General features: G+C 51.3%; 24 protein-coding genes and 1 pseudogene. 24 read left to right on the top strand and 1 reads right to left on the bottom strand.

Annotated features, from left to right (window positions below; all coding sequences use genetic code 11):
• Positions 1–23: 23 nt before the first annotated feature.
• From KNQ07_RS09085 to KNQ07_RS09020, 13 genes and pseudogenes are all read left to right on the top strand, one after another.
• On the top strand, positions 24–845 hold the full coding sequence (locus KNQ07_RS09085) for an ATP phosphoribosyltransferase regulatory subunit (RefSeq protein ID WP_214766202.1): 822 nt from the start codon (positions 24–26) through the stop codon (positions 843–845).
• The gene (hisG, locus tag KNQ07_RS09080) at positions 846–1454 is read left to right on the top strand and encodes an ATP phosphoribosyltransferase (RefSeq protein ID WP_214766200.1); all 609 of its coding nucleotides are present in this window, start codon (positions 846–848) and stop codon (positions 1452–1454) included.
• Entirely contained in the window at positions 1454–2671 is a 1218-nt protein-coding gene (hisD, locus tag KNQ07_RS09075; RefSeq protein WP_114595141.1) for a histidinol dehydrogenase, read from the top strand. Before hisG ends, hisD begins: the two co-directional genes overlap by 1 nt.
• A complete protein-coding gene (locus KNQ07_RS09070; protein WP_214766198.1) occupies positions 2671–3642 on the top strand; it encodes a pyridoxal phosphate-dependent aminotransferase in 972 nt (323 codons plus the stop codon). Before hisD ends, KNQ07_RS09070 begins: the two co-directional genes overlap by 1 nt.
• Positions 3615–4196 (top strand): imidazoleglycerol-phosphate dehydratase HisB, encoded by a 582-nt coding sequence (gene hisB, locus KNQ07_RS09065; protein ID WP_188004647.1) that lies wholly within the window; start codon positions 3615–3617, stop codon positions 4194–4196. Before KNQ07_RS09070 ends, hisB begins: the two co-directional genes overlap by 28 nt.
• Positions 4193–4780: an imidazole glycerol phosphate synthase subunit HisH gene (gene hisH, locus KNQ07_RS09060; protein ID WP_214766196.1), complete on the top strand. Its 588-nt coding sequence runs from the start codon at positions 4193–4195 to the stop codon at positions 4778–4780. Before hisB ends, hisH begins: the two co-directional genes overlap by 4 nt.
• On the top strand, positions 4753–5457 hold the full coding sequence (gene hisA / locus KNQ07_RS09055) for a 1-(5-phosphoribosyl)-5-[(5-phosphoribosylamino)methylideneamino]imidazole-4-carboxamide isomerase (protein ID WP_214722093.1): 705 nt from the start codon (positions 4753–4755) through the stop codon (positions 5455–5457). The genes hisH and hisA overlap by 28 nt, the downstream gene beginning before the upstream one ends.
• Positions 5451–6200, top strand: coding sequence for an imidazole glycerol phosphate synthase subunit HisF (gene hisF / locus KNQ07_RS09050; RefSeq protein WP_026827613.1), 750 nt, complete (start codon positions 5451–5453; stop codon positions 6198–6200). The genes hisA and hisF overlap by 7 nt, the downstream gene beginning before the upstream one ends.
• A pseudogene (hisIE, locus tag KNQ07_RS16405) lies at positions 6197–6812 on the top strand (bifunctional phosphoribosyl-AMP cyclohydrolase/phosphoribosyl-ATP diphosphatase HisIE). The gene hisF and the pseudogene hisIE overlap by 4 nt, the downstream one beginning before the upstream one ends.
• Before the next feature lie 221 nt (positions 6813–7033).
• A complete protein-coding gene (gene trhA / locus KNQ07_RS09035; protein WP_214766229.1) occupies positions 7034–7699 on the top strand; it encodes a PAQR family membrane homeostasis protein TrhA in 666 nt (221 codons plus the stop codon).
• An 11-nt stretch (positions 7700–7710) separates the two neighbouring features.
• Positions 7711–8370, top strand: a complete 660-nt coding sequence (locus KNQ07_RS09030; protein ID WP_251139512.1) for a TVP38/TMEM64 family protein — start codon at positions 7711–7713, stop codon at positions 8368–8370.
• Between the two features lie 84 nt (positions 8371–8454).
• Complete coding sequence (locus KNQ07_RS09025) at positions 8455–9372, top strand: proline dehydrogenase family protein (RefSeq protein ID WP_012371222.1); 918 nt, start codon at positions 8455–8457, stop codon at positions 9370–9372.
• A gap of 176 nt (positions 9373–9548) precedes the next feature.
• Positions 9549–10370, top strand: a complete 822-nt coding sequence (locus KNQ07_RS09020; protein ID WP_214766191.1) for a DUF2785 domain-containing protein — start codon at positions 9549–9551, stop codon at positions 10368–10370.
• A gap of 127 nt (positions 10371–10497) precedes the next feature.
• On the opposite strand, the gene KNQ07_RS09015 is transcribed toward KNQ07_RS09020, so the two are convergent.
• The gene (locus KNQ07_RS09015; protein WP_214766189.1) at positions 10498–11130 is read right to left on the bottom strand and encodes a class I SAM-dependent methyltransferase; all 633 of its coding nucleotides are present in this window, start codon (positions 11128–11130) and stop codon (positions 10498–10500) included.
• A 185-nt stretch (positions 11131–11315) separates the two neighbouring features.
• On the opposite strand from KNQ07_RS09015, the gene KNQ07_RS09010 reads away from it, so the two are divergent.
• From KNQ07_RS09010 to KNQ07_RS08960, 11 genes are all read left to right on the top strand, one after another.
• On the top strand, positions 11316–13733 hold the full coding sequence (locus KNQ07_RS09010) for a 3-hydroxyacyl-CoA dehydrogenase/enoyl-CoA hydratase family protein (RefSeq protein WP_214766187.1): 2418 nt from the start codon (positions 11316–11318) through the stop codon (positions 13731–13733).
• A 17-nt stretch (positions 13734–13750) separates the two neighbouring features.
• Positions 13751–14941: an acetyl-CoA C-acetyltransferase gene (locus tag KNQ07_RS09005; RefSeq protein WP_214766184.1), complete on the top strand. Its 1191-nt coding sequence runs from the start codon at positions 13751–13753 to the stop codon at positions 14939–14941.
• A complete protein-coding gene (locus KNQ07_RS09000) occupies positions 14938–16722 on the top strand; it encodes an acyl-CoA dehydrogenase family protein (RefSeq protein WP_214766182.1) in 1785 nt (594 codons plus the stop codon). Before KNQ07_RS09005 ends, KNQ07_RS09000 begins: the two co-directional genes overlap by 4 nt.
• Before the next feature lie 75 nt (positions 16723–16797).
• Complete coding sequence (locus KNQ07_RS08995) at positions 16798–17253, top strand: DinB family protein (RefSeq protein WP_214766179.1); 456 nt, start codon at positions 16798–16800, stop codon at positions 17251–17253.
• Between the two features lie 36 nt (positions 17254–17289).
• Entirely contained in the window at positions 17290–17643 is a 354-nt protein-coding gene (locus KNQ07_RS08990) for an arsenate reductase family protein (RefSeq protein ID WP_012371216.1), read from the top strand.
• Between the two features lie 64 nt (positions 17644–17707).
• Positions 17708–18091, top strand: coding sequence for a glycine cleavage system protein GcvH (gcvH, locus tag KNQ07_RS08985; RefSeq protein ID WP_114595154.1), 384 nt, complete (start codon positions 17708–17710; stop codon positions 18089–18091).
• Between the two features lie 101 nt (positions 18092–18192).
• Positions 18193–18471, top strand: coding sequence for a thioredoxin family protein (locus KNQ07_RS08980; protein WP_214766177.1), 279 nt, complete (start codon positions 18193–18195; stop codon positions 18469–18471).
• A gap of 549 nt (positions 18472–19020) precedes the next feature.
• Positions 19021–19659: a class I SAM-dependent methyltransferase gene (locus KNQ07_RS08975; RefSeq protein WP_214766175.1), complete on the top strand. Its 639-nt coding sequence runs from the start codon at positions 19021–19023 to the stop codon at positions 19657–19659.
• Between the two features lie 3 nt (positions 19660–19662).
• Entirely contained in the window at positions 19663–20127 is a 465-nt protein-coding gene (locus KNQ07_RS08970; RefSeq protein WP_114595157.1) for an S-ribosylhomocysteine lyase, read from the top strand.
• Entirely contained in the window at positions 20124–21047 is a 924-nt protein-coding gene (locus KNQ07_RS08965; RefSeq protein ID WP_012371210.1) for a PLP-dependent cysteine synthase family protein, read from the top strand. Before KNQ07_RS08970 ends, KNQ07_RS08965 begins: the two co-directional genes overlap by 4 nt.
• A complete protein-coding gene (locus tag KNQ07_RS08960; protein WP_214766173.1) occupies positions 21040–22206 on the top strand; it encodes a bifunctional cystathionine gamma-lyase/homocysteine desulfhydrase in 1167 nt (388 codons plus the stop codon). Before KNQ07_RS08965 ends, KNQ07_RS08960 begins: the two co-directional genes overlap by 8 nt.
• Positions 22207–22214 lie beyond the last annotated feature (8 nt).

Raw genomic sequence — 22214 nt, 5'->3', positions numbered from 1 at the left:
TAACAAGATAAAGGAGTGGCGATATGCAATCATTTTCTACGATTCGACTCAAAGACGGGGCAACGGACTACGTCGGGCCATCAGCTGAACGCCTGCAACGTGTCATCCGTCAACTCGAGGATGGGCTCGAACAATCTAACTATACCCGATTAATCACCCCTTTAATTGAAGAAGTCGGTGGCCGGGAACAAATTCGGATGGATTTTACGACAAGTGTCGCGCGGGCGCTCAGTGAGCGGGGCCGCGAACAATATAAACGCGTCTTTTACAGCGGATCGGTCTTCCAGCCGGAAGAGAAGTTCCAGGTTGGTTTTGAAGAACGCGGTGTCATCGCGGAAGTCGAAGCGATCCAGCTTGCCGTCCGACTCGTCGAAGAGTTGACGGGGAAAGAAGTGACGTTGTCGATTGGCGACGCCGGACTGATTGAACACTTGATTGAAACCCGGGTCGGTGATCACCACCTGCGGGATCAAGTGACACAGATGCTGCGGTTACGGAACGTCATCGAACTGAAACGAATTGCAAGTGAACTCGATGATGCCTTGCTCGCGAAACTCCCGCTCTTGTTTGGGCGGGAAGGGGCAGAACAGATCTTACCGTATGTCGACGAAACCCGCTTAAATGCCGTCATCGATTTAGCGGACGCCGTCAATGCCGATCTCGACTTCGGACAGATGGGCTTGCAGACGTATTATGACGGCGTGACGATTCACGGTTTCATCGAAGGTGTGACCGAGCCGGTGTTGGTCGGAGGACGATACGACCGGCTGTACGAACAATTTGGTCAGGAACAACAAGCGTTCGGGATCGGATTTTCCGTCGAACGACTCGCGGAGGTGCTCTAAATGCGGATTGGAATTACGAAAGGCCGGTTGTCGAAAACAACAGAACGGTATTTAAAAGAAGCAGGCGTCGAAACATGGGGGGCGATTGAACGGGAATTGATCGTCAAGCGCGGGGAACACGAATTCGTCTTCATGAAAGGATCGGATTTGATTCCGTACGTCGCCCAAGGTGTGCTGGACGTCGCGATCACCGGCAGTGACATTTTGCTCGAATCGGATCAGGAATTGTCGGAACTGGCAGAATTGCCATTCGGGATTTGCCGGATGTCGGTTTGTGCGAAAGAATCGTTACAGTTTGAAGGGGGACGCCGCGTCCGGATTGCGACGAAATATCCGGTCATCGCGAAACGGTATTTCAGTGAACTCGGTGTCGACGTCGATATCGTGCCGCTGAACGGCTCGGTGGAGCTGGCACCATTGCTCGGACTCGCCGATGCAATCGTCGATATCGTCGAAACCGGTGAAACACTCCGGGCGAACGGTCTTAATGAATACGAAAAAATCATCGATATCAATGCCCGGTTCTTTACAAGCGAATGGACGCTGAAACGTAAACGCGTCGAAGTAATTCAATTACTCGAACAGCTGACAGAAGGAGTGACACGGTAATGGCAACGACAAAAAACTTCAGTGTCGACCGCGAGACGGAGCAAGCCGTCCGGTCGATTCTGGAACAAGTGGCAAACGACGGCGATGCAGCCGTTCGTCGCTATACAAGTGAATTTGACCGCGTTGATCTAACCGACTTCCGCCTGGATGAAACGAAAATCCAGGAAGCGTTTGATCAAGCCGATCCGAATCTGGTCGACTCGTTAAAACTGATGGCGACTCGACTCGTTGAGTGGCACGAACAGGAACTCCCGTCCGACATTGAACTCGTCGAAGCGGACGTCACCCGTCGCCAACGGTTTGTTCCGGTTGACTCGGTCGGGATTTATGTCCCGGGTGGAGCCGCCAGTTATCCGTCGACTGTCCTGATGAACGCGATTCCGGCTAAGGTCGCCGGCGTCGAACGGGTCGTCATGGTGACACCGGTCACCGGTCTCAGTACGGAAGTATTGGTCGCGGCAAAAATCGCCGGGGTGACGGAAATCTATACGATCGGTGGGGCGCAAGCCGTCGCTGCCTTGACGTTCGGAACAGAATCAATCCAGGCGGTCGATTTAATCGTCGGACCGGGCAACCGATTTGTTGCCGAAGCAAAACGCCAAGTCTACGGGATTGTCGGTATCGACTCGGTCGCCGGACCGTCGGAAGTCGTCGTCATCGCCGATGAGACGGCCCATCCGGACCGGATTGCCGCTGATTTACTCGCCCAGGCGGAACACGACCGGGATGCCGTCGCGATCGCCTTTGTCCCGACGGAAGCAATGAAAGCGGACGTCGATGCGAACATCGAACGCCGTTTGCAACAGTTGCCACGCCAGGAGATTGCACGCCGGGCGATGGAAAACGGCGGTGTCTTCGTCGCTTCACTCGATGATGCGATTGCCGAAGCCAACCGTTTGGCCGCGGAACACTTGGAGCTTGCCGTCGCGAACCCGCAAGAAGTCGTCAAGTTGATCCGTCACGCCGGGATGATTTTCCTCGGGCACGAAACACCGGAAACACTCGGCGATTATGTCGCCGGAACAAATCACGTCTTACCGACGTCGGGGACAGCACGTTTTGCATCCGGCTTATCGGCACGAACGTTCTTACGGCACCAGACGATGCTCGAAGCAACACGTGAAGGGGTAGCCCGACTGGCGAATGCCGCGAAAACGGTCGCCCGGGTCGAAGGACTTGAAGCACACGCACAAGCGATAGAAGTGAGGGAGAACTGATGCGATTACACCAAAATGAACGATTCACGGCCCATAGTCCGGTCGGAATCGAGACCATCAAAAAATTAGTCGGAACGTTTCCAATCAATGAATATCCGGTCGAAGTCATCGATCAAGCCAAAGCATCGTACAGCGCCTACGCCGGTGTCCGCCCGACGCAACTTGTAGCCGGGAACGGCTCCGACGAACTGATTGGTTATCTCTGTGCCCGTTACGCCGGACCCGAGTCACCGGTCATCGCCTCGCAACCGGATTTCGTCATGTATCAGTTTTATGCCGACCGGGCACGCGCTGACTTCAGTAAAGTCCCGTTGCTCGACGGGATGGCACTCGATGTCGATGGACTGCTCGCTGCACCAGGCAACATCATCTTCCTCAGTCACCCGCATAATCCGTCGGGGATCTTGCGGAAAGAGGCGGATGTCCGTCGATTGCTCGACAGCGGAAAATATGTCGTGATTGACGAAGCTTACATCGACTTTGCCCTCGAACAATCAATGGTCGGCCTGCTCGACGAGTATCCGAACGCAATCATTCTCCGGACGTTGTCGAAAGCGTTTGGTCTCGCCTCCTTGCGACTCGGCTTCCTGATTGCCAGTGAACAGGTCGTCGCGGAAGTTGAATCAATCAAGTCGCCGTATAACGTCTCCGGACTCTCGGCTGCCGTCGGAATCGCCATCATGGCCGAGCCGGAACTGGATCTCGTCTTAGAAGAGACGTTCGCGAGCCGGGACACGATTGCCCGTCTGGTCGAACCGCTCGGCCGAACGTCTCCGAGTGCTGCGAATTTTGTTTACGTTGAATACGAGGAAGCTGAACGCTTCACCGAACGTTGTGCCAACGCCGGACTGCGGATCCGTTTGTTTGACGGAGCCTTCCGTGTCAGTTGCGGTTCGGCGGAAGCGATGGAAATCTTAGAGAAATGTGTAGAGGAGGAACTGCAATGCGTCGTGGGACAAGTGAACGAGTAAGTTCAGAATCAGAAATCAAGGTGGCGATCGACCTGAGTGGCGGACCGGTTGAAATCAAGACGGGCGTCGGCTTCTTTGACCACATGTTGACCTTGTTTGCCTTCCAGGCCCGGATTGGTCTGGTGATTGAAGCGAAGGGCGATCTCTGGATCGATGCCCACCATACGGTTGAAGATACGGCCATCGTTCTCGGAGCTGCCTTGACGGAAGCGTTAGGCGACAAAGCCGGCATCGAACGGTACGGCGAATCGCGTGTTCCGATGGACGAGACCCTTGCCTCGGTTGTCCTCGACTTCAGCGGTCGTCCGTATACGGTGTTCCTCGCCGAATTCAAAAATCCGAAGCTCGGTGATTTTGATACGGAACTGGCGGAAGAGTTTTTCCAAGGCTTGTCCCGCAGTGCCCGGATGACGATTCATGCCCAAGTCCTGTACGGATCGAATACCCACCACATGATTGAAGGATTGTTTAAAGCGCTCGGTCGTGCTGTACGTCAGGCTGTTGCCGTGACCGGAGACGGTGTTCCGTCAACGAAAGGACTGATTGACCAATGATCGCAATCGTAGATTATGGTGTCGGCAATATCGCCAACATCGAACGGGCGTTAAAAGAGCTCGGGGAAGCCGTCATCGTCACAAGTGACCTGGAGTTACTTGGACAGGCGGAAGCGCTCGTTTTACCGGGGGTCGGGGCCTATGCGCCGGCAATGGCCCGGTTAGAAGAGACGGGATTGATTGAGTTCTTACAGGAACAAGCGAAGAAAAAACCGTTCCTCGGGATTTGTCTCGGCATGCAACTGTTGTTTGAGTCAAGTGATGAAGACGGACAGACACAAGGGCTTGGTATTTTACCGGGAACAGTCGAAAAGTTACCGAGTGACGTCCGCTTACCGCACATGGGCTGGCATCAATTGAAGAATCACGGCGAAGCGGTTTATTTCGTTCACTCGTATGGTGCGGTCTGTGATCCGGAATGGATCGTCGACTCGGTCGAGTACGGACGACTCGTCCCGGCCATCGTCCAAAAGGACCTGGTGACAGGGATGCAGTTCCACCCGGAGAAGAGTGGCGAAGTCGGATTGAAATTACTTAAGGAATGGAGAGAGACGACATGCAACTCTACCCAGCAATCGATTTAATGAGCGGACAGGCCGTCCGGCTCAAACAAGGTGATTTTCAACAGCAGACCTTTTTCGGGGATGCATTGACGATCGCGAGACGTTTTAAAGAAGACGGGGCGACAGCGATTCACCTGATTGATCTCGATGGCGCGAAAGCCGGCGAACCCCTTCACTTAAGCCTGATCGCCGACATCAAAAAAGAAACCGGTTTGTTCGTTGAAGCCGGCGGCGGCGTCCGCAACATTGAAACGGTCGAAGCCTACGTTGGCGCCGGGATTGACCGGATCTTGATCGGCACGGTTGCTCTCGAAGACGAAGCGTTGCTCGAACAGATGATTGAGCGGGCCGGCGATAAGTTGGCTGTGGCACTTGATGCCAAAGACGGCATCGTCCAGACACGCGGCTGGCTCGAAGCGAGTGACTGGACGCTCGAACGGGCGATCGAACACTTGATTCAAAAAGGCATTAAGACCTTTTTATACACGGACATCTCCCGTGATGGGATGATGCAGGGACCGGATGTCGACGGACTCGACCGCTTAAAACGGGACGGCGTTGAACTGATTGCGTCCGGTGGTGTGACGACTGTCGAAGACGTCGCCCGCTTAAAAGAGATCGGGATGGACGGTGCCGTCATCGGCCGTGCCTTGCTCGACGGTTCGTTGTCATTGAAAGAGGTGCTTCGCGTATGTTGATGAAACGGATCATTCCTTGCCTCGATGTCAAGGAGGGGCGCGTCGTCAAAGGCGTGAAGTTTCAAAATCTGCGTGACCTCGGAGATCCCGTCGCCGTCGCGAAATACTATTACGAACAAGGTGCCGATGAGCTGGTGTTACTTGATATCTCGGCAACGCAGGAAGGACGCGACACGATGCTCGATATCGTCGAGCGGGTGGCGGAAGTCATCTACATGCCATTTACGGTCGGCGGCGGCATCAAGACACTGGAAGACGCGAAACGTTTGATCCGTGCCGGTGCCGATAAAGTCTCCCTCAATTCGTCGGCGTTACAGAACCCGCAACTGATTCAAGACATTAGCCGCTTGTTTGGTGTTCAGGCGACGGTCGTCGCGATCGATGCCAAGCGGACCGGTGACTCATGGGGCGTCTTCTCGCACGGTGGGACACAAGCCGTTGGACGGGATGCGATCGAATGGGCGAAGGAAGCCGTATCGCTTGGAGCCGGTGAACTGCTCGTCACGTCGATGGATGCAGACGGAACAAAAGACGGCTACGATCTGGAATTGATTCAACGTTTACGCGAAGTCGTCAATGTGCCGTTGATCGCCTCCGGTGGGGTCGGGACACTCGAACACTTGGCGGAAGGTCTCGAAGCGGGAGCCGATGCGGCACTGGCAGCATCGATTTTCCACGAAGCGACCTATACGATGCCGGAGACAAAAGACTACTTGAAGGCGAGAGGAGTCGACGTCCGATGATCGAATTGAATTTTTCGAAGGGACTTGTCGCAGCCGTGATTTTAGATGAGATGACAAACGATGTTTTGATGGTCGGCTTTATGGATCAGGCGGCTTACGACAAGACGCTTGCGACCGGACTCGTCACGTTTTTCTCGCGGACGAAAAACCGGCTTTGGACGAAGGGCGAGACGAGCGGACATACGCTTGAACTACGCCGTATGTGGATCGACTGCGATCAGGACAGTCTGTTGATCACTGTCAAAGCGAACGGACCGACGTGCCATACCGGCAACCGGACCTGTTTCTATACAGAAGTGGAGGTGCCGCATGCTACATGAACTTGAACGCACGGTAAAAGAAAAAATCGCGTCACAAGATGAGGCGTCCTATACGAACTACCTGGTTAAAGCCGGGCGGGAAAAAATCGCCAAGAAGTTTGGCGAAGAGGCCTTTGAAGTCGTTCTTGCAGGCGACGATACCCTCGCGGAAGAGACAGCGGATTTGCTGTATCATCTGACGGTGTTGCTTGCTGATCGGGGTGTTTCGTTTACGGACGTCGAAGTCGTCTTGAACGAACGCCACGGGACAAAGTCGACGTTCAAGGATCGACCGGATATCGAACAGTGGTAATCCATGACTTTGCATTCCTCAAACGGGATGCAGAGTTTTTTTACTGTAAACGGGGAAAAGACTGATTATAATGTCATCAAATCGTCAGAACATTTTGATAGGCATTTAGTAGAAAGCGGGCGTATAATCAAGAGCATAGTCTGTTTGTCCAGAAAGTAGGTGTCGTCTTGATTTCTAAAAAAGAAATTACGAAAACGATCAAAGAACAATCAAAAGAAACGATTGAAGAGTTGCTTGCGAAAGGTGACTCGTTGAAAGAAGAAGTGGCTAGTGCCATCACGCACGGACTGGGTGTCATCTTCAGTATCGTCGCCCTGGTCTTACTGATCCTGCAGGCGACGAAGTCGGGCAGTGCCTGGAACGTCACTGCCGTCAGCATCTTTGGTGCGACAATGATTTTACTCTACCTGTTCTCGACGTTGATGCATTCACTCATGCATACGCGTGCCAATAAAGTCTTACAAATCCTTGATCATGCAGGAATCTACTTATTGATTGCCGGGAGCTACACGCCGTTCGCCTTGATCACGTTGCGCGGACCGCTCGGGTGGACGTTGCTCGGGATCGTCTGGGGAGTCGGGATACTCGGGATCATCTGGAAACTGTATTCGACCGGAAAACACGTTTGGATTTCGAACGCCTCGTATCTGATTCTCGGCTGGTGTTGTATATTCGCCATCAAACCGATGTATGAAGCGCTTGGTTTACAAGGATTCCTTCTCCTGCTGGGCGGCGGACTCGCCTATTCACTTGGTGTCATCTTTTATGTCTGGGCACGCTTGCCTTACAATCATGCGATTTGGCATCTGTTCGTGCTCGCCGGCAGCGTCTTGATTTTCTTATCGATTTTCTATTACGTCGCACCGGCGTCGGCACCGATCTCTTGAAGAATCTCAAGTTGCGGGACTGGCTCCCGTTTACACTCTACATGCTGATTGGACTTGGACTGCTCCTCTATTTCCGTTTTTCGGGAATGATGGAGCAGTTTGATATCCAAGCACTATCGGACTGGATTCGCCAGCAGGGCGCTTTCGGCATGTTGCTGTACATATTGGCTTATACGATCCGTCCGCTCGTCTTTTTCCCGGCAAGCTTGCTGACAGTTTTTGGCGGTTATACCTATGGTCCGTGGGTCGGGACGATTCTCGATGTCATCGGCGCCGGAACCGGCAGCCTGCTCAGCTTTTGGATTGCCCGCCTGCTCGGTCGGCGCGGGATTGAAAAAATCATCGGTACCGGTAAATTAACAGCGCTCGACGAACGGATTGCGACGAATGGATTTGTCGTCGTTTTGATCGTCCGGCTGATTCCGCTGTTTCCGTTTGACGCGATCAGTTACGCGTCGGGTTTATCGAAAATTAAATTCCGGCAGTTTGCACTCGCCAGTTACCTTGGGATCATTCCTGGTGCCTTTGTTTACAACAATATCGGTGCGAGTCTCCGGGATCCGTTTTCCTGGCAGTTTTTCTTTGCCATCTTCTTATATCTCTTATTTTTTACCGTCGGTTTTTTTGCACAACGGATGTTACGGAAAAAACAAAACAACGAGCACATGTAAGCGCTTTATGTCATAATATGAATGCAGAGATGTGAACCGACACGGTAAAACAGCCTAGCATTTATTTAGGGGGAGTAATGAGTGATGGAACGAGTATTACGGGATGGTTTTATCTTCTTATCGCAAAATAAGACATTGAATGGTCTGGCAAAACGGTACGGCCTGAAGTTCGGCGCAGGGCGCTTTGTGGCAGGGGACTCACTTGAAGCTTCAAAACGGGCAATTCAGGATTTGAACTCCAAGGGATTATGCGTCACGATGGATCACCTCGGTGAGTTCATCTCGACGGTTGCGGAAGCGGAAATGATGACGCAGGAATGTATTCGTGCAGTGGAAATGATTGCGGAAGAGAAATTAGACTCGCAACTTTCACTGAAACTGACGTCACTTGGTCTTGATATCTCGGACGAATTGATTCGCTCGAACATGGAACGAATTTTGACACGGGCGAAAGAAGTCGGTGTCTTCGTCACAATCGATATGGAAGACGAGCCGCGTTGTGAAAAAACGATCCAATTGTTTGAAGAATTGCGTCAATCCTTCGATAACATCGGAACGGTCATCCAGTCGTATCTGTACCGTTCGGAAGACGACATCAAACGTGTCGGACGATTCGAGACGAACTTACGGATTGTCAAAGGCGCGTATAAAGAGCCGGCAACGGTTGCCTTCCCAGAAAAAGAGGATGTTGACCATAACTACATCAAGCTCGTCAAACTGCAACTCTCACTCGGTAACTATGCCGCGGTCGCAACGCATGACGACGCGATGATTGAACAAATCATCCGTTATGCGAAAGAAAACGGCATCGGCAACGACAAGTTCGAATTCCAGATGCTGTACGGCATCCGCGTCGAACGTCAGCTCGAGCTCGTGAAGCTTGGCTATAAAGTCCGTGTCTACGTCCCGTATGGTCGTGACTGGTACGGCTACTTCATGCGCCGTTTAGCAGAACGTCCGGCGAACGTGGCGTTTGTCCTTAAAGGAATGGTTAAAGGATAATAACGAATAATAGAGAAGTGAAAGATGGGGCCTTCATGGTTCCATCTTTTTTGTGCTTTTTGGATAACAGATTGAAAGATTTCGTCCTTCCCTCGGGCGAGACGCAAGTCGCTGCTCTTTTCCCCATAGGAGTCACGGGAAGCAAATACTACATATACTACATAGGAGGTATGGTCATGGAGGTAACGGAACAGCAGTTGAAAGTGCAGCTGCAACAAGAGAACACAGTAATTACGAAGGAATTGCTGGAACAGATGTTGTACCATATCGGCAGTTTGGATCCGGTCCTTCGGGATGAACTGATTTTTTCACGGCTTGCGGAATGGGTTATGTCAGGAGAGTTGACGGTGACGTCTGCTAAACGAATTGTCTCGTTTGTACTCAGTCCGGACGGCTTGTTTTATAAAATGAAGACTTCTGATGATACAGCAGTCTTTACCCGTTCGTTTTCAGCATTGCTTCTTGCAGTAGTACTCGAAACAGACGCTGCGCATCCACAACTGGAGGAGCAGACATACGAACAGATCTCTAATCAATTATTGGAATATCTAAGCAACGAAATCGATTTTAGAGGATTTGTTCCTGGCTATGGTTGGGCACATAGTATTGCCCATATTGCCGATGTCTACGACGCTTGGTTCAAGCATCCTCAGTGTCAGATCAGAAATGAGCAAGCAGTGATTGCAAAGTTTATCGAGATTTTGATGACACCGGATTATGTTTTTATCGATGAAGAACAGGAACGCGTCATCACAGCTTGGTTAGCGGCAAGAGAACGAGGAATGACAGACGAAATCTTGTTTAAGACGATTGAGACATCAGTCCGAGCCTTGCTTGATCTACCGGTGAATTGGAGCGACGAACGATTTACTGTGCTCCGCAACACAAAACAATTGCTACGGACACTGTACTTTCGGGTGAAATGGCAAGACAAGACGTCTACGCTCCCGGAACTGATTGAACACTTGCTGTTTCAAATCCATCAACGCTATCAGTAAACGAAAAACAGACGTGTCCATCCGACTTCTACGGGAAAAGGAAGCTTGCGTCCCGCCCGAGAAAAGCGGGTGGACATACGTCTGTTTTAGAACTTATGATTTTGTGGTTCTTCAGCACTCAATCCACTTACCGCGTCCGAAACGCAAACAAACAGGAAAACGCATGGGCCTGATCGAGCAACCGGTGACCGGTCATGACGGCACCTTCCTTTTGAATGACGGCTTCGTCAAGCAACGTCCATCCGAGTTCGTCTGCCAGTTGGACGAGTTCCCACGGCATCATCGTATTGCCCATCGGTGCCTCTTCCCCGTGCAGGCGACGGTAGGACAATGCCCGTGGTGCTGCCGTCGGTCCAAGCAGACTGATGACGACGAGCGGGGCGACCCTGCTGATTTCTTTTAGGACCGTGACGGGACGCGTCGACCACTCGAGTGAATTCACGGCAAGGACGACGTCAAACGTATCATCCGCAAACGGTAATGCTTCACCGGTTCCGACGACGAAATCGAGTGCCGGTGATTTGTCACGGGCGATTCGTATCATCTCTTCCGATAAATCAAGACCTGTCACCTGAAATGCGTCCGCGAGCAGCCGGCAGGCTGTACCGTCGCCGCATCCTAAGTCGAGTAATCTACCGGACGTAATGACGGACTTCAGAAACGGAATGATTGTTTTCCGGCTGCCTGTCGTCCACATCATCTCCGATCGTTCCGCCCAGTCGGTCGCTTTTTGATCCCATAATTGTTCCGTCGATTTCATGAGAACTCCCCCTTTTGATTTCAGTGTAACAGGAAAATTTGACCAAAAGCTGAATTTTTATTGCTACTGAATGATAATTCATTTATGATGGAGATGTAGAAGGAAGCAGTGGAAAAACGGACGGCTTCTTTTTTTGTCAGAATAATGAATGGTTGTTCATTCAATTACGAATCAGGGGGTCTATCATGGCGAGTCAAATCGGTCAGCCGACCACAGTACACACGACGAAACATATTCAATTCGCCGTCATTATCGGTTCAGGGGTCATGGGGGCAGGAATTGCCGCACACCTTGCGAACGCGGGAATCCGGACATTGATGCTTGATATCGTACCAAAAGAATTAACGGCGCAGGAAACGAAACAAGGATTGACGCTGGAAGATGCGGCAGTCCGCTCACGGATTGCCCGCGACAACCGGCAAAAGCTGCTGAAACAAAATCCGGCACCACTCGCTTCAAAACAATTGATTGATTTGATTGAAGTCGGAAATCTTGAAGACGATCTCGACCGTCTCAAAGAAGCCGACTGGGTGATTGAAGTCATCGTCGAACGGCTTGACGTTAAACAACAGTTGTTTGCGACGATCGAACCGTTTTTACGCGAAGATGCGATCGTCAGTTCCAACACGTCAGGGATTTCGATTGAAGCGATGCGAGAAGGACGGTCGGACTCGTTTAACGCCCGGTTCCTCGGCACGCACTTCTTTAACCCGCCGCGTTACTTGAAGCTGCTTGAACTGATTCCGACACGCGACACGAATCCGGAAGTTGTCCAGTTCATGAAACAGTTTGCCGAAGAGCGTCTCGGTAAAGGGGTCGTCATCGCAAAGGACACACCAAACTTCATCGGGAACCGGATCGGGACATACGGTCTGCTCGTCACGATGGATGAGATGAAAAAAGGCGGCTATTCGATCGGGGAGGTCGATTCCGTCACTGGACCATTGCTCGGTCGTCCAAGCTCAGCGACATTCCGGACGCTTGATGTCGTCGGAATCGACACATTCGTTCACGTCGCGAACAACGTCTATGACCTGTTACCGGACGGAGCGGAAAAAGAAACATTTGCCGTACCGGCGGAAATGAAAAGATTGGTTGACGAAGGGTCACTCGGGGCGAAGTCGGGTCAAGGCTTCTATAAAAAAGCCGGCAAGCAGATTCTCGAACTCGATCTAACGACTTTTGAATACGTCGAAAAGAAAGCGCTTACTGAACCGTCGATCGGTCAGGCAAAAGCTCTTCCGGGCGCAAAAAATAAACTGAAGGCTGTCGTCTTTGCAAAAGACCGTGTCGGTGCCTTACTGTGGCCGATCCATGCGAAAACATTGCTCTACTCGGCGCAATTGACACACAAGATTGCAGACGACATCAAAGCGATTGACGAAGCGATGAAATGGGGCTTCGGCTGGAAGATGGGACCGTTCGAGACATGGGATGCACTCGGTGTCGAGAAGACGGTCGCGAAGATGAAACAGGACGGCTATGACGTCCCGGCCTGGGTCGATGAAATGCTGGCAGCCGGCGTCACGAGCTTCTATAACGAAGACGGCGAGTTTTACGATGCCAAGACGCAAAAATACGTCGGCAGTGCCGTCAATCCGAAAGAAATCCGCTTACGCGACGTCCGCAAATCAAACGGCGTCTTGCTTGAAAACAACGGTGCCCGTCTGCTTGATCTCGGAGATGATGTCGCAGTCCTTGAATTCACGTCGAAGAGTAACGCAATCGGCGTCGACATCATGCAGATGATCGAACAGTCGATTGATCTTGTTGAAAAAAATCACCGGGGTCTTGTCATCGCCAACGACGGCAAAAACTTCTGTGTCGGGGCGAACCTGGCGATGATGCTGATGGAAGCGGAAGATGAGAACTGGTTCGAACTCGACTGGATCATCAACAAGTTCCAGCAGTCGATTCAAAAAATCCGTTACGCGTCGCGTCCGATCGTCGTTGCCCCACAAGGGATGACACTCGGCGGCGGAACGGAAATTTCACTTCCGGCAGCCCGTTTGCAGGCCGGTCTTGAAACGTATATGGGACTCGTCGAAGTCGGTGTTGGTCTGATTCCGGGAGGCGGCGGGAACGTCAACACGTATCGTCGTCTGCTTGAGAATACACCGGACGGACTCGTCAACATCGAAAAAGCCGCGCAGAAGACGTTTGAGAACGTCGCGATGGCGAAAGTCTCGAAATCGGCTTTCGAGGCACGGGACCTCGGTTATGTCCGGACCGTCGATCAGATTTCGATGAATCGTGACCACCTGACGTTTGATGCAAAACAACTGGTCCTTGAGCTCGACCGGACCGGTTATACGGCACCGGCCCACGCGAAGATTCCGGTCGTCGGCCGCGCCGGGAAAGCGACGCTTGAACTCGCGACCCGTGAAATGTTCTACGGCGGTTATATCTCGGAACACGATTTAAAAATTGCCAGCAAACTCGCACACGTCATTGCCGGTGGGAACGTCTCGTTTGGCACACACGTCGATGAGCAGTACATGCTCGATATCGAACGGGAAGCCTTCTTGAGCTTGATCGGTGAACTGAAAACACAACAACGGATGCAACATATGCTTGTCAAAGGCAAGCCGCTTCGTAACTGATGACTGGGGGGATTCGAATGAAGGAAGCAGTAATCGTCGCCGGTGCACGAACACCGGTCGGCAAAGCAAAAAAAGGATCATTTAAATCAATGCGTTCTGATGAACTCGCAGGCATCGCCATCAAGGAAACGTTGAAACGCGCGAACTACACGGGAGCAATCGATGATGTCATTCTCGGATGTGCTTTACCGGAAGCGGAGCAGGGGATGAACATCGCCCGTTACGCGTCGGTCCTCGGGGGACTGTCGCACGAAGTACCGGCAATCACGATCAACCGGTATTGCTCAAGTGGCTTACAGTCGATTGCCGATGCCTCGATGAAAATCATGACGGGTCAAGCAACGGCCGTCATCGCCGGCGGACTCGAATCCATGAGCCAGGTGCCGATGCCGGGGCACGTCGTTCGACCGAATCCGTCAATCGTCGAAACAGAACCGGAATATTATATGAGCATGGGACATACGGCAGAACAAGTCGCTTCGACCTATCAAGTCTCACGCGAAGATCAAGATGCCTTTGCACTGAAAAGCCATCAAAAAGCAGCCGCTGCAATTGCGTCCGGCAAATTCGCCGATGAAATCGTGCCGGTGACGGTCACGGAACAGTTCGTCAATGATGAGTTGAAGATTGAAGAAAAGACGTGGGTCGTCGAACATGACGAAGGTGTACGCGCCGATTCATCACCGGAAGGTCTCGCCAAGCTCCGTCCGGCCTTCCGCCTCGGCGGCAGTGTCACAGCGGGGAACTCGTCTCAGACATCAGACGGTGCAGCCGCCGTCTTGATCATGGAGCGCGAAGAAGCAGAACGCCAGGGCCTGCCGATTCTCGGGAAATTCAAATCGTTTGCCGTCGGCGGTGTTCGTCCGGAAGTCATGGGAATCGGACCGGTCGTCGCGATTCCAAAGGCACTTGAACTCGCCGGCATCACGCTCGAAGACGTCGGATTAATCGAATTGAACGAAGCCTTCGCGTCCCAATCGCTCGGTGTCATCCGGGAACTCGGTCTGAACGAAGATATCGTCAACGTCAACGGCGGCGCGATTGCGCTTGGTCATCCGCTCGGGTGTACCGGAACGAAACTGACATTAACACTCTTGCATGAAATGAAACGACGGAACGTCCAATATGGTGTCGTCTCGATGTGTATCGGCGGCGGCATGGGTGCAGCCGGTGTATTCGAACTAGTTGAAGGAGGAACAGGACAATGAGCCAAACGACAAACGAATTGATTAAAGGTGGAAGTTTTGTACTGGATGAGTTGCAGGCGGATCGTCTCTTTACACCGGAAGATTTTTCAGAAGAACACAAAATGGTTGGTGACATGACGGCGAAATTCGTCGAAGACCGTGTCGTTCCAGTCCTCGACCGGATCGAAAAACATGAGTTCGAATTGTCGGTCGGTCTCCTGCGCGAAGCAGGCGAGCTCGGTTTGCTCGGTGCTGATGTCCCGGAAGCATACGGCGGCTATCAGATGGATAAAATTTCGTCTTCGATCATCACGGAGAAGTTTGCCCGCGGTCGCTCGTTTGCCCTCAGTTATGGTGCTCACGTCGGGATCGGTTCGTTGCCGATCGTCTTCTTCGGGAACGAAGAACAAAAGCATAAGTACCTGCCGAAACTGTCGTCTGGTGAATGGATTGCGTCTTACGCGTTGACAGAACCGGGCTCAGGGTCGGATGCCCTCGGTGCGAAGACAACGGCAGTCTTGAATGAAGCCGGCACGCACTACATCCTAAACGGAGAAAAACAATGGATCACGAATGCCGGTTTCGCCAGTCTGTTTGTCGTCTACGCGAAAATCGACGGTGACAAATTCACGGCTTTCCTCGTCGAAGGTTCGTATCCGGGTGTCTCGACAGGACTCGAAGAACAGAAGATGGGAATCAAAGGATCGTCGACGCGGACATTGATTCTTGAAGACGCGGAAGTACCTGTTGATAACGTCCTCGGAGAAATCGGCCGTGGTCACGTCATCGCCTTCAATATCCTCAACGTCGGTCGTTACAAACTTGCGGTCGGTGCGGTCGGATCATCAAAACGGGCGATTGATCTCGCCGTCCAGTATTCGAACGAACGCAAGCAGTTCAAGACACCAATCAGTTCGTTCCCGTTGATCCAGGAAAAACTGGCAACGATGGCAGCGCAGACGTATGCGATGGAAAGTTCGGTTTACCGGACAGGCGGTCTGTTCCAGGACAGCCTCGATCAGTTGTCGGACGAAGAAAGCAAAGACGGCAAGAAAATTGCGGATGCAATCGCCGAATACGCCATCGAATGCTCGATGAATAAAGTCTTTGCATCCGAGACATTTGATTACGTCATCGATGAAGCAGTCCAGATTCACGGCGGTTACGGCTTCATGGCCGAATACGAAGTCGAGAACATGTACCGTGATTCGCGAATCAACCGAATCTTTGAAGGAACAAACGAAATCAACCGTCTGCTTGTACCGGGCACATTGCTGAAGAAAGCGATGAAAGGCGACTTGCCGCTGCTCGCAGAAGCACAACGTCTGCAAAATGAAGTGATGAGCTTCATGCCGACGGAAGTCGGATCGGAGCCGCTTGACCGTGAACGTCATCTGCTCGCGATGATGAAAAAAATCTTCCTGTTGACGGCCGGAACAGCGGTCCAGAAATATCAGGACAAGCTCCAAGGCGAGCAGGAAATCCTTGCGAACACAGCCGACATCATGAGTGCGATTTATGCGCTTGAGTCAGCAATCGTCCGGACGGAAAAAGCGATTGCCACGAAAGGCGTCGAGAAAAACGAATTGAAAATCCGTTATACGGAAGTCTTCGCACAACAAGCGTTCGAAGGCGTCGAGCGTGACGCGAAAGAAACGCTTTATGCTGCTGCAAGCGGAGATGAACTCCGGATGCTGCTGTCGGCATTGAAAAAGTTCAGCCGATACCAACCGATTAATTCGATCGGAACGAAACGCCAGATTGCGAAACGTTTGATCGAATCAAATAAATATACGGTCTAAGTCAGGTTTACTGATTCGCCTTTGCAGGGAAAATCTCTGTAAGGGCGAATTTTTTCATTGAAGGAGGTAGCAAACATGCGACACGAATTGACAGAACTCCAGTTTGCCATCGACTATTACAAATCACTCGAACGGCTTTCCGGGGAAGAATGGGAATTACCGCTTGCCGTCGATAAATGGACCGTTCAGGAATGTGTCAGTCATCTGTTTCTGTGGGACCGGTATTATCTCGATCATGCCGTCTCGAAGTTACCGGATGAACGATTGACGCTTGTTCAAACCGACTATGATGAGTTCAACCGCCTGGCGGTCGAATATGCCCATCATATCGATGCTCTCGCCTTATTGAAAAAAGCCATCGGTGTCCGCCGGGAACTGGTCACACTCCTCGACCGGCTGACGGACGAACAATATGAGCGGACGTATGGAGGGACCTTTCAGCCGAAAGCGTTCGTCGAATCCTTCATCGCTCATGACCACCACCATCAAGATCAAATCGATGCGGCATTGGCGCGCTTGAAACGCAACTGATGCATCTGCTAATCTGAAGTCAGAGGTGATGAGAAAATGGTAACAATGTACGGTTATCCAAAATGCAGTACGTGTGTCAAAGCAAAAAAAGCACTGGAAACGAACGGGGTCGAAGTCGACTACAAGCATATCGTCGACGAGACACCGAGTGCCGAAACAATTCGGGAACTGCATCAAAAGAGCGGCGAACCGCTAAAGAAGTTTTTTAACACGAGTGGCCAGTCGTACCGGTCGCAAGGGATCAAGGACCGTTTACCGGAACTTTCCGAACAGGAGCAATACGAATTGCTCGCAAGTGACGGGATGTTGCTGAAGCGTCCGATCGTCACGGACGGGCAAGACGTGACCATCGGTTTCAAAGAAGAACTCTATCAAGGAAAATGGTATTAAGAAGGCTAGTTCATTTGGTATACTGAAGGCGTTAGTCCACTATAGATCACAGGGGGAATCGCAAATGAGTCAAGTCAAAGACAATCTACGTTATTCGGAAGAGCATGAATGGGTCGAAGTAACAGGAAACAAGGCACGAATCGGGATTACGGATTTCGCGCAACACGAACTTGGCGATATCGTCTTCGTGGAATTACCGGAAGTCGGCGATACGATTTCTGCCAACGAGCCGTTTGGTTCAGTTGAATCGGTCAAAACGGTATCTGAATTGTACGCACCGATTTCAGGAAAAGTCGTTGCCATCAATGAGTCACTTTCTGATTCCCCGGAACTCGTCAACGAATCACCATTCGAAGGTGCATGGATGGTCGATATCGAGATCGAAGATGATGCCCAAGTAGAAGCGTTGATGGATGCAGCTGCTTACAAATCGATGATCAACGAGTAATACTTACCGAAAAGGCGGCAAGGAAACGCTATCGTTTCCTCGTCGTCTTTTTTTCTGTATACTGGCACAAGATAAGACAAAACAGAGGGGGAATGGAACGGATGAAAGAAGTCACACAGGTCCCGGAAAACGGTTTTTTGTATGTCTATGCACCGATGTGTGGGACGTGCGCCATCGCCAGCCGTATGCTTGCGGTCGTCGAAGCGACAAAAGACGAAGAATGGATCATGCAGGCAAACGGAAACTTTATTCCGGAATTTTTAGAGCAGGCGCAGGTCATGAGTGTGCCGGCCTTATTGAAAATCGAGGATAATCAAGTCGTGTCAAGGCTTTATGCGTTTCAATCGGTTCAAAATGTCTTTACATTTTGTGCTGAGTAAGAAGGGAAATCCATCCGAGATTTCTCTTTACGCTAAATTGTCGGAATATTTACAATAATTCATTGACAATGCTAAATTATGAATGGTATATTCATATCAACTTCTAGAAATGCTTTTATAGGAAGTCTGGCAGAGATATGAGTTGGCTGTTGCTTTTCATTCCAGAACCGTTCAAAAAAATCCTCCATTGTTTGGTTGTCTCCCCTTAAGTCGTCCCCCAAAGACGAAGCGGCGCAAGGAAACAATTCGGGATTCGAGCAGGAGATCTGTCATGGGAGTCCAGTTCAACTGATATGTCGAAAAGGCGCCGTCCTCTGATACGACGAACGAAGAAGTTCGTGTCAGAGCTGGGTTTTCCTTCGTGGCATTTCTAACCACATTATTCGTGTTGCCGGTTCTCCGGCAACGCCTTTTTTTTGTTTTCCAAAAAATTTAAAGCAGTCGTCTTGCCATTCGGAAATCTCCCTGCTACAATGCGATTAAGGTAAATTACTTTAATTCATATCCGATTAGTCGGAATTAAAAGAGAGATACGGAGGACGAACAGGCATGACAGTACGTTTTATGGATGTTTTTACAGAGTGGGCGTCAACATACGACGACACAGTAACGGGGCATGATCCGGAGTACAAAGAAGTCTTTCGTCGTTATGAAGAAATATTGGATACCGTCGCAACGAAAGCTGTCTCACCGGTCGTTGAGTTCGGGGCCGGAACCGGCAACCTGACACAGCGGTTGCTGGAGCGACATGATCATGTTCTTGCCGTTGAACCGAGTCCAGAGATGCGGGATATTCTCATCAACAAGATTCCGGAACTTCCGGTGCAGGACGGACACTTCCTGTCGTTTACGGCGGACCATGCGAAAAGCTTTGTTTCGACCTATGCGTTTCATCATCTGACGGATGAGGAAAAGGGAGAAGCCGTTGATTTGATGGCGAAGATTTTGCCGCATGACGGAAAAATCGTCTATGCCGATACGATGTTCGTGTCGGAAGAAGCGCGTTTGCAGACAATCGCTGAAGCGAAAGCCCAAGGGTTTAACGGACTCGCAGAAGATTTGGAACGCGAGTTTTATCCACTGATTCCGGTGATGGAACAGATTTTTGCATCGCGCGGATTCGATGTTTCATTTACACAATACAATCACTTCGTCTGGCTCGTAGAAGCCGAGAAAATGGGGGAATAAATCATGACACTCAAAAAAATGAACGTAGAAAGCTTTAACCTGGACCATACGAAAGTCAAAGCACCTTATATCCGCGTCGCCGGTTACAAAGACGGTAAAGTCGATCAAGTCGTCAAATACGACATCCGCTTCACACAACCGAACGTGGAACAAATGCCGATGCGTGCGATGCACACACTCGAGCACTTACTCGCTGAAAATATCCGCAATTACTCGGATGACGTCATCGATGTGTCGCCGATGGGATGCCAAACAGGTTTCTACATGGCGATGATGAACTTCGATTCGGTCGAAAAAATGAGCGAACTCGTTGAGAAAACATTAAAAGACGTCTTAGCAGCAGAAGAAATTCCAGCGCAAAACGAAGTCCAATGCGGATTTGCAAGCGCCCACGACCTTAAAGGAGCGAAGCACTATGCCGAGAAAATGCTTGCCGGTCGTGATGAATGGGACATCGTCTTCGGATGATCGCGAAATCAGTCCGCGACCTCGTCGGAAATACGCCGCTCTACGAGATTACTTCATTCGATTTGCCTGCTGGTACGCGGATTTTGGCGAAGCTCGAATGGATGAACCCTGGGGGCAGCGTCAAAGACCGCCTGGGCATTCAACTCGTTGATGCCGCGATCGAACAGGGATATGTGACACGAGGCGGAACGATCATCGAACCGACTGCCGGCAACACCGGCATCGGTTTGGCGCTCGCCGCTAAAAAATATGACCTTCAAGTCATCTGTGTCGTTCCGGAAAAGTTCAGCCAGGAGAAACAGACGTTGATGCGAGCACTCGGCGCGACTGTCGTCAACACACCAACTGAACTCGATATGCAAGGCGCAATTGATAAAGCAAAAGAACTGGGACAAACGATTCCGAACAGCTATGTCCCGCTTCAATTCGAAAACGAAGAAAATCCGGTTACGTATCAGCGGACACTTGGTCCTGAGCTGATGGCGGAGCTGGATCAGATTGATTGGTTCGTTGCTGGATGCGGTTCAGGTGGAACGTTTGCCGGAACAGCGGCGTATTTAAAAGAACGTCTCGGGACAAAAGGTGCAATCGTTGAACCGGAAGGATCGGTCCTCAACGGGGGACCAGCCGGACCGCATAAGACGGAAGGCATCGGGACGGCCAAATGGCCAAGTCTCGTTTCCCGTGACTTAGTGGATGAAATTCATACGATTTCCGATCATGACGCTTTTACGAAAGTCCATGAACTGGCGGCCCGTGAAGGATTGCTCGTCGGCAGTTCGGCCGGCGCGGCACTCGTTGCAGCACTTGATCTGGCACATCGTTTTCCCGGCAGTACCATCGTCACCGTCTTTGCGGACAGTGCCGAACGGTATTTAAGCCAACAAATCTTTGAAAAGGTGGACGAGACACATGCGTAAAAAGACAGCATTGATTCATGGAGGAACAGGCGTCGATCGAGCAACAGGTGCCGTTACACCCCCGATTTATCAGACAAGTACCTACAAACAGGAAAAAATTGGTCAGTTAAAAGAAGGATATGAGTATTCCCGGACAGCGAACCCGACACGGACGAGCATCGAACGTCTGATTGCCGATCTTGAAGGCGGTGCACGCGGTTTTGCCTTCGGATCAGGGATGGCAGCGATTCACGCGGTGTTCAACCTGCTCGAATCAGGCGACCACATCGTCATGACAGATGACGTCTACGGCGGGACATTCCGTTTGATGCAGCGTGTCTTACCGAAGTTCAACATCCAAGTGACGTTCGTCGATACGACGGATCTCGCGGCGACGGAAGCTGCGGTGCAAGACAACACGAAGATGCTGTATGTCGAAACACCGACGAACCCGTTGTTGAAAGTTACAGATATCGCAGCAGTTGCTGAGATCGCGAAACGCAACAACTTGAAACTCGTCGTCGATAACACATTCGCGACACCTTACTTGCAACAACCACTCGCTCTCGGCGCAGATATCGTGCTGCACAGCGCGACAAAATACATCGGCGGTCATTCGGACGTCGTCGCCGGACTTGTCGTTGTCAACAGCGACGAGCTCGGAGAAGATCTTCACTTCATCCAGAACTCGACCGGCGGTATTCTTGGACCGCAGGACAGCTTCCTGCTCGTCCGTGGATTACGGACGCTTGGTATCCGGATGGATGCAATCGAAGAAACATCACACGATCTCGTTCAGTTCTTACAGGAACAGGACGTCGTTTCAAACATCTTCTATCCGGGACTGGCATCACATCCGGGTCACGCGACACAACAGAAACAGGCGACCGGTTTCGGCGGAATGATCAGTTTTGATGTCGGTTCAGCAGAAAATGCGGAGAAACTCGTCGAAGCGACACATTTCTTCACATTGGCTGAAAGTCTTGGAGCGGTCGAGAGTTTGATTTCCGTTCCGGCACGGATGACGCATGCGTCGATTCCAGCAGAGCGTCGCGCAGAACTCGGAATTACAGATGGTCTCGTTCGGATCTCGGTCGGTCTTGAGGACGCGGAAGACTTGAAAGAAGATTTGGCACGTGCTTTCAGTCTGCTTCAACCGGTTTCAGAAAAAACTGTTTGACAAGCAAA

This window comes from Exiguobacterium sp. s145 (genome assembly GCF_018618835.1).
Taxonomy (GTDB): Bacteria; Bacillota; Bacilli; order Exiguobacteriales; family Exiguobacteriaceae; genus Exiguobacterium_A; species Exiguobacterium_A artemiae.
Note: the sequence above shows the minus strand (reverse complement) of the source record. Positions and strands in the feature narration are given on the sequence as shown.

Bases quoted from the DNA above. Each gene is read 5' to 3' on its own strand.
- hisH (WP_214766196.1), top strand. From the start codon at position 4,193: ATGATCGCAATCGTAGATTATGGTGTCGGCAATATCGCCAACATCGAA.
- KNQ07_RS09085 (WP_214766202.1), top strand. From the start codon at position 24: ATGCAATCATTTTCTACGATTCGACTCAAAGACGGGGCAACGGACTAC.
- KNQ07_RS08965 (WP_012371210.1), top strand. From the start codon at position 20,124: ATGATCGCGAAATCAGTCCGCGACCTCGTCGGAAATACGCCGCTCTAC.
- KNQ07_RS08970 (WP_114595157.1), top strand. From the start codon at position 19,663: ATGACACTCAAAAAAATGAACGTAGAAAGCTTTAACCTGGACCATACG.
- gcvH (WP_114595154.1), top strand. From the start codon at position 17,708: ATGAGTCAAGTCAAAGACAATCTACGTTATTCGGAAGAGCATGAATGG.
- hisA (WP_214722093.1), top strand. From the start codon at position 4,753: ATGCAACTCTACCCAGCAATCGATTTAATGAGCGGACAGGCCGTCCGG.
- KNQ07_RS09005 (WP_214766184.1), top strand. From the start codon at position 13,751: ATGAAGGAAGCAGTAATCGTCGCCGGTGCACGAACACCGGTCGGCAAA.
- hisF (WP_026827613.1), top strand. From the start codon at position 5,451: ATGTTGATGAAACGGATCATTCCTTGCCTCGATGTCAAGGAGGGGCGC.
- hisG (WP_214766200.1), top strand. From the start codon at position 846: ATGCGGATTGGAATTACGAAAGGCCGGTTGTCGAAAACAACAGAACGG.
- KNQ07_RS08960 (WP_214766173.1), top strand. From the start codon at position 21,040: ATGCGTAAAAAGACAGCATTGATTCATGGAGGAACAGGCGTCGATCGA.
- KNQ07_RS09000 (WP_214766182.1), top strand. From the start codon at position 14,938: ATGAGCCAAACGACAAACGAATTGATTAAAGGTGGAAGTTTTGTACTG.
- KNQ07_RS08980 (WP_214766177.1), top strand. From the start codon at position 18,193: ATGAAAGAAGTCACACAGGTCCCGGAAAACGGTTTTTTGTATGTCTAT.
- KNQ07_RS08990 (WP_012371216.1), top strand. From the start codon at position 17,290: ATGGTAACAATGTACGGTTATCCAAAATGCAGTACGTGTGTCAAAGCA.
- KNQ07_RS09025 (WP_012371222.1), top strand. From the start codon at position 8,455: ATGGAACGAGTATTACGGGATGGTTTTATCTTCTTATCGCAAAATAAG.
- KNQ07_RS08995 (WP_214766179.1), top strand. From the start codon at position 16,798: ATGCGACACGAATTGACAGAACTCCAGTTTGCCATCGACTATTACAAA.
- KNQ07_RS09070 (WP_214766198.1), top strand. From the start codon at position 2,671: ATGCGATTACACCAAAATGAACGATTCACGGCCCATAGTCCGGTCGGA.
- KNQ07_RS08975 (WP_214766175.1), top strand. From the start codon at position 19,021: ATGACAGTACGTTTTATGGATGTTTTTACAGAGTGGGCGTCAACATAC.
- KNQ07_RS09015 (WP_214766189.1), bottom strand. From the start codon at position 11,130: ATGAAATCGACGGAACAATTATGGGATCAAAAAGCGACCGACTGGGCG.
- hisB (WP_188004647.1), top strand. From the start codon at position 3,615: ATGCGTCGTGGGACAAGTGAACGAGTAAGTTCAGAATCAGAAATCAAG.
- KNQ07_RS09020 (WP_214766191.1), top strand. From the start codon at position 9,549: ATGGAGGTAACGGAACAGCAGTTGAAAGTGCAGCTGCAACAAGAGAAC.
- KNQ07_RS09010 (WP_214766187.1), top strand. From the start codon at position 11,316: ATGGCGAGTCAAATCGGTCAGCCGACCACAGTACACACGACGAAACAT.
- hisD (WP_114595141.1), top strand. From the start codon at position 1,454: ATGGCAACGACAAAAAACTTCAGTGTCGACCGCGAGACGGAGCAAGCC.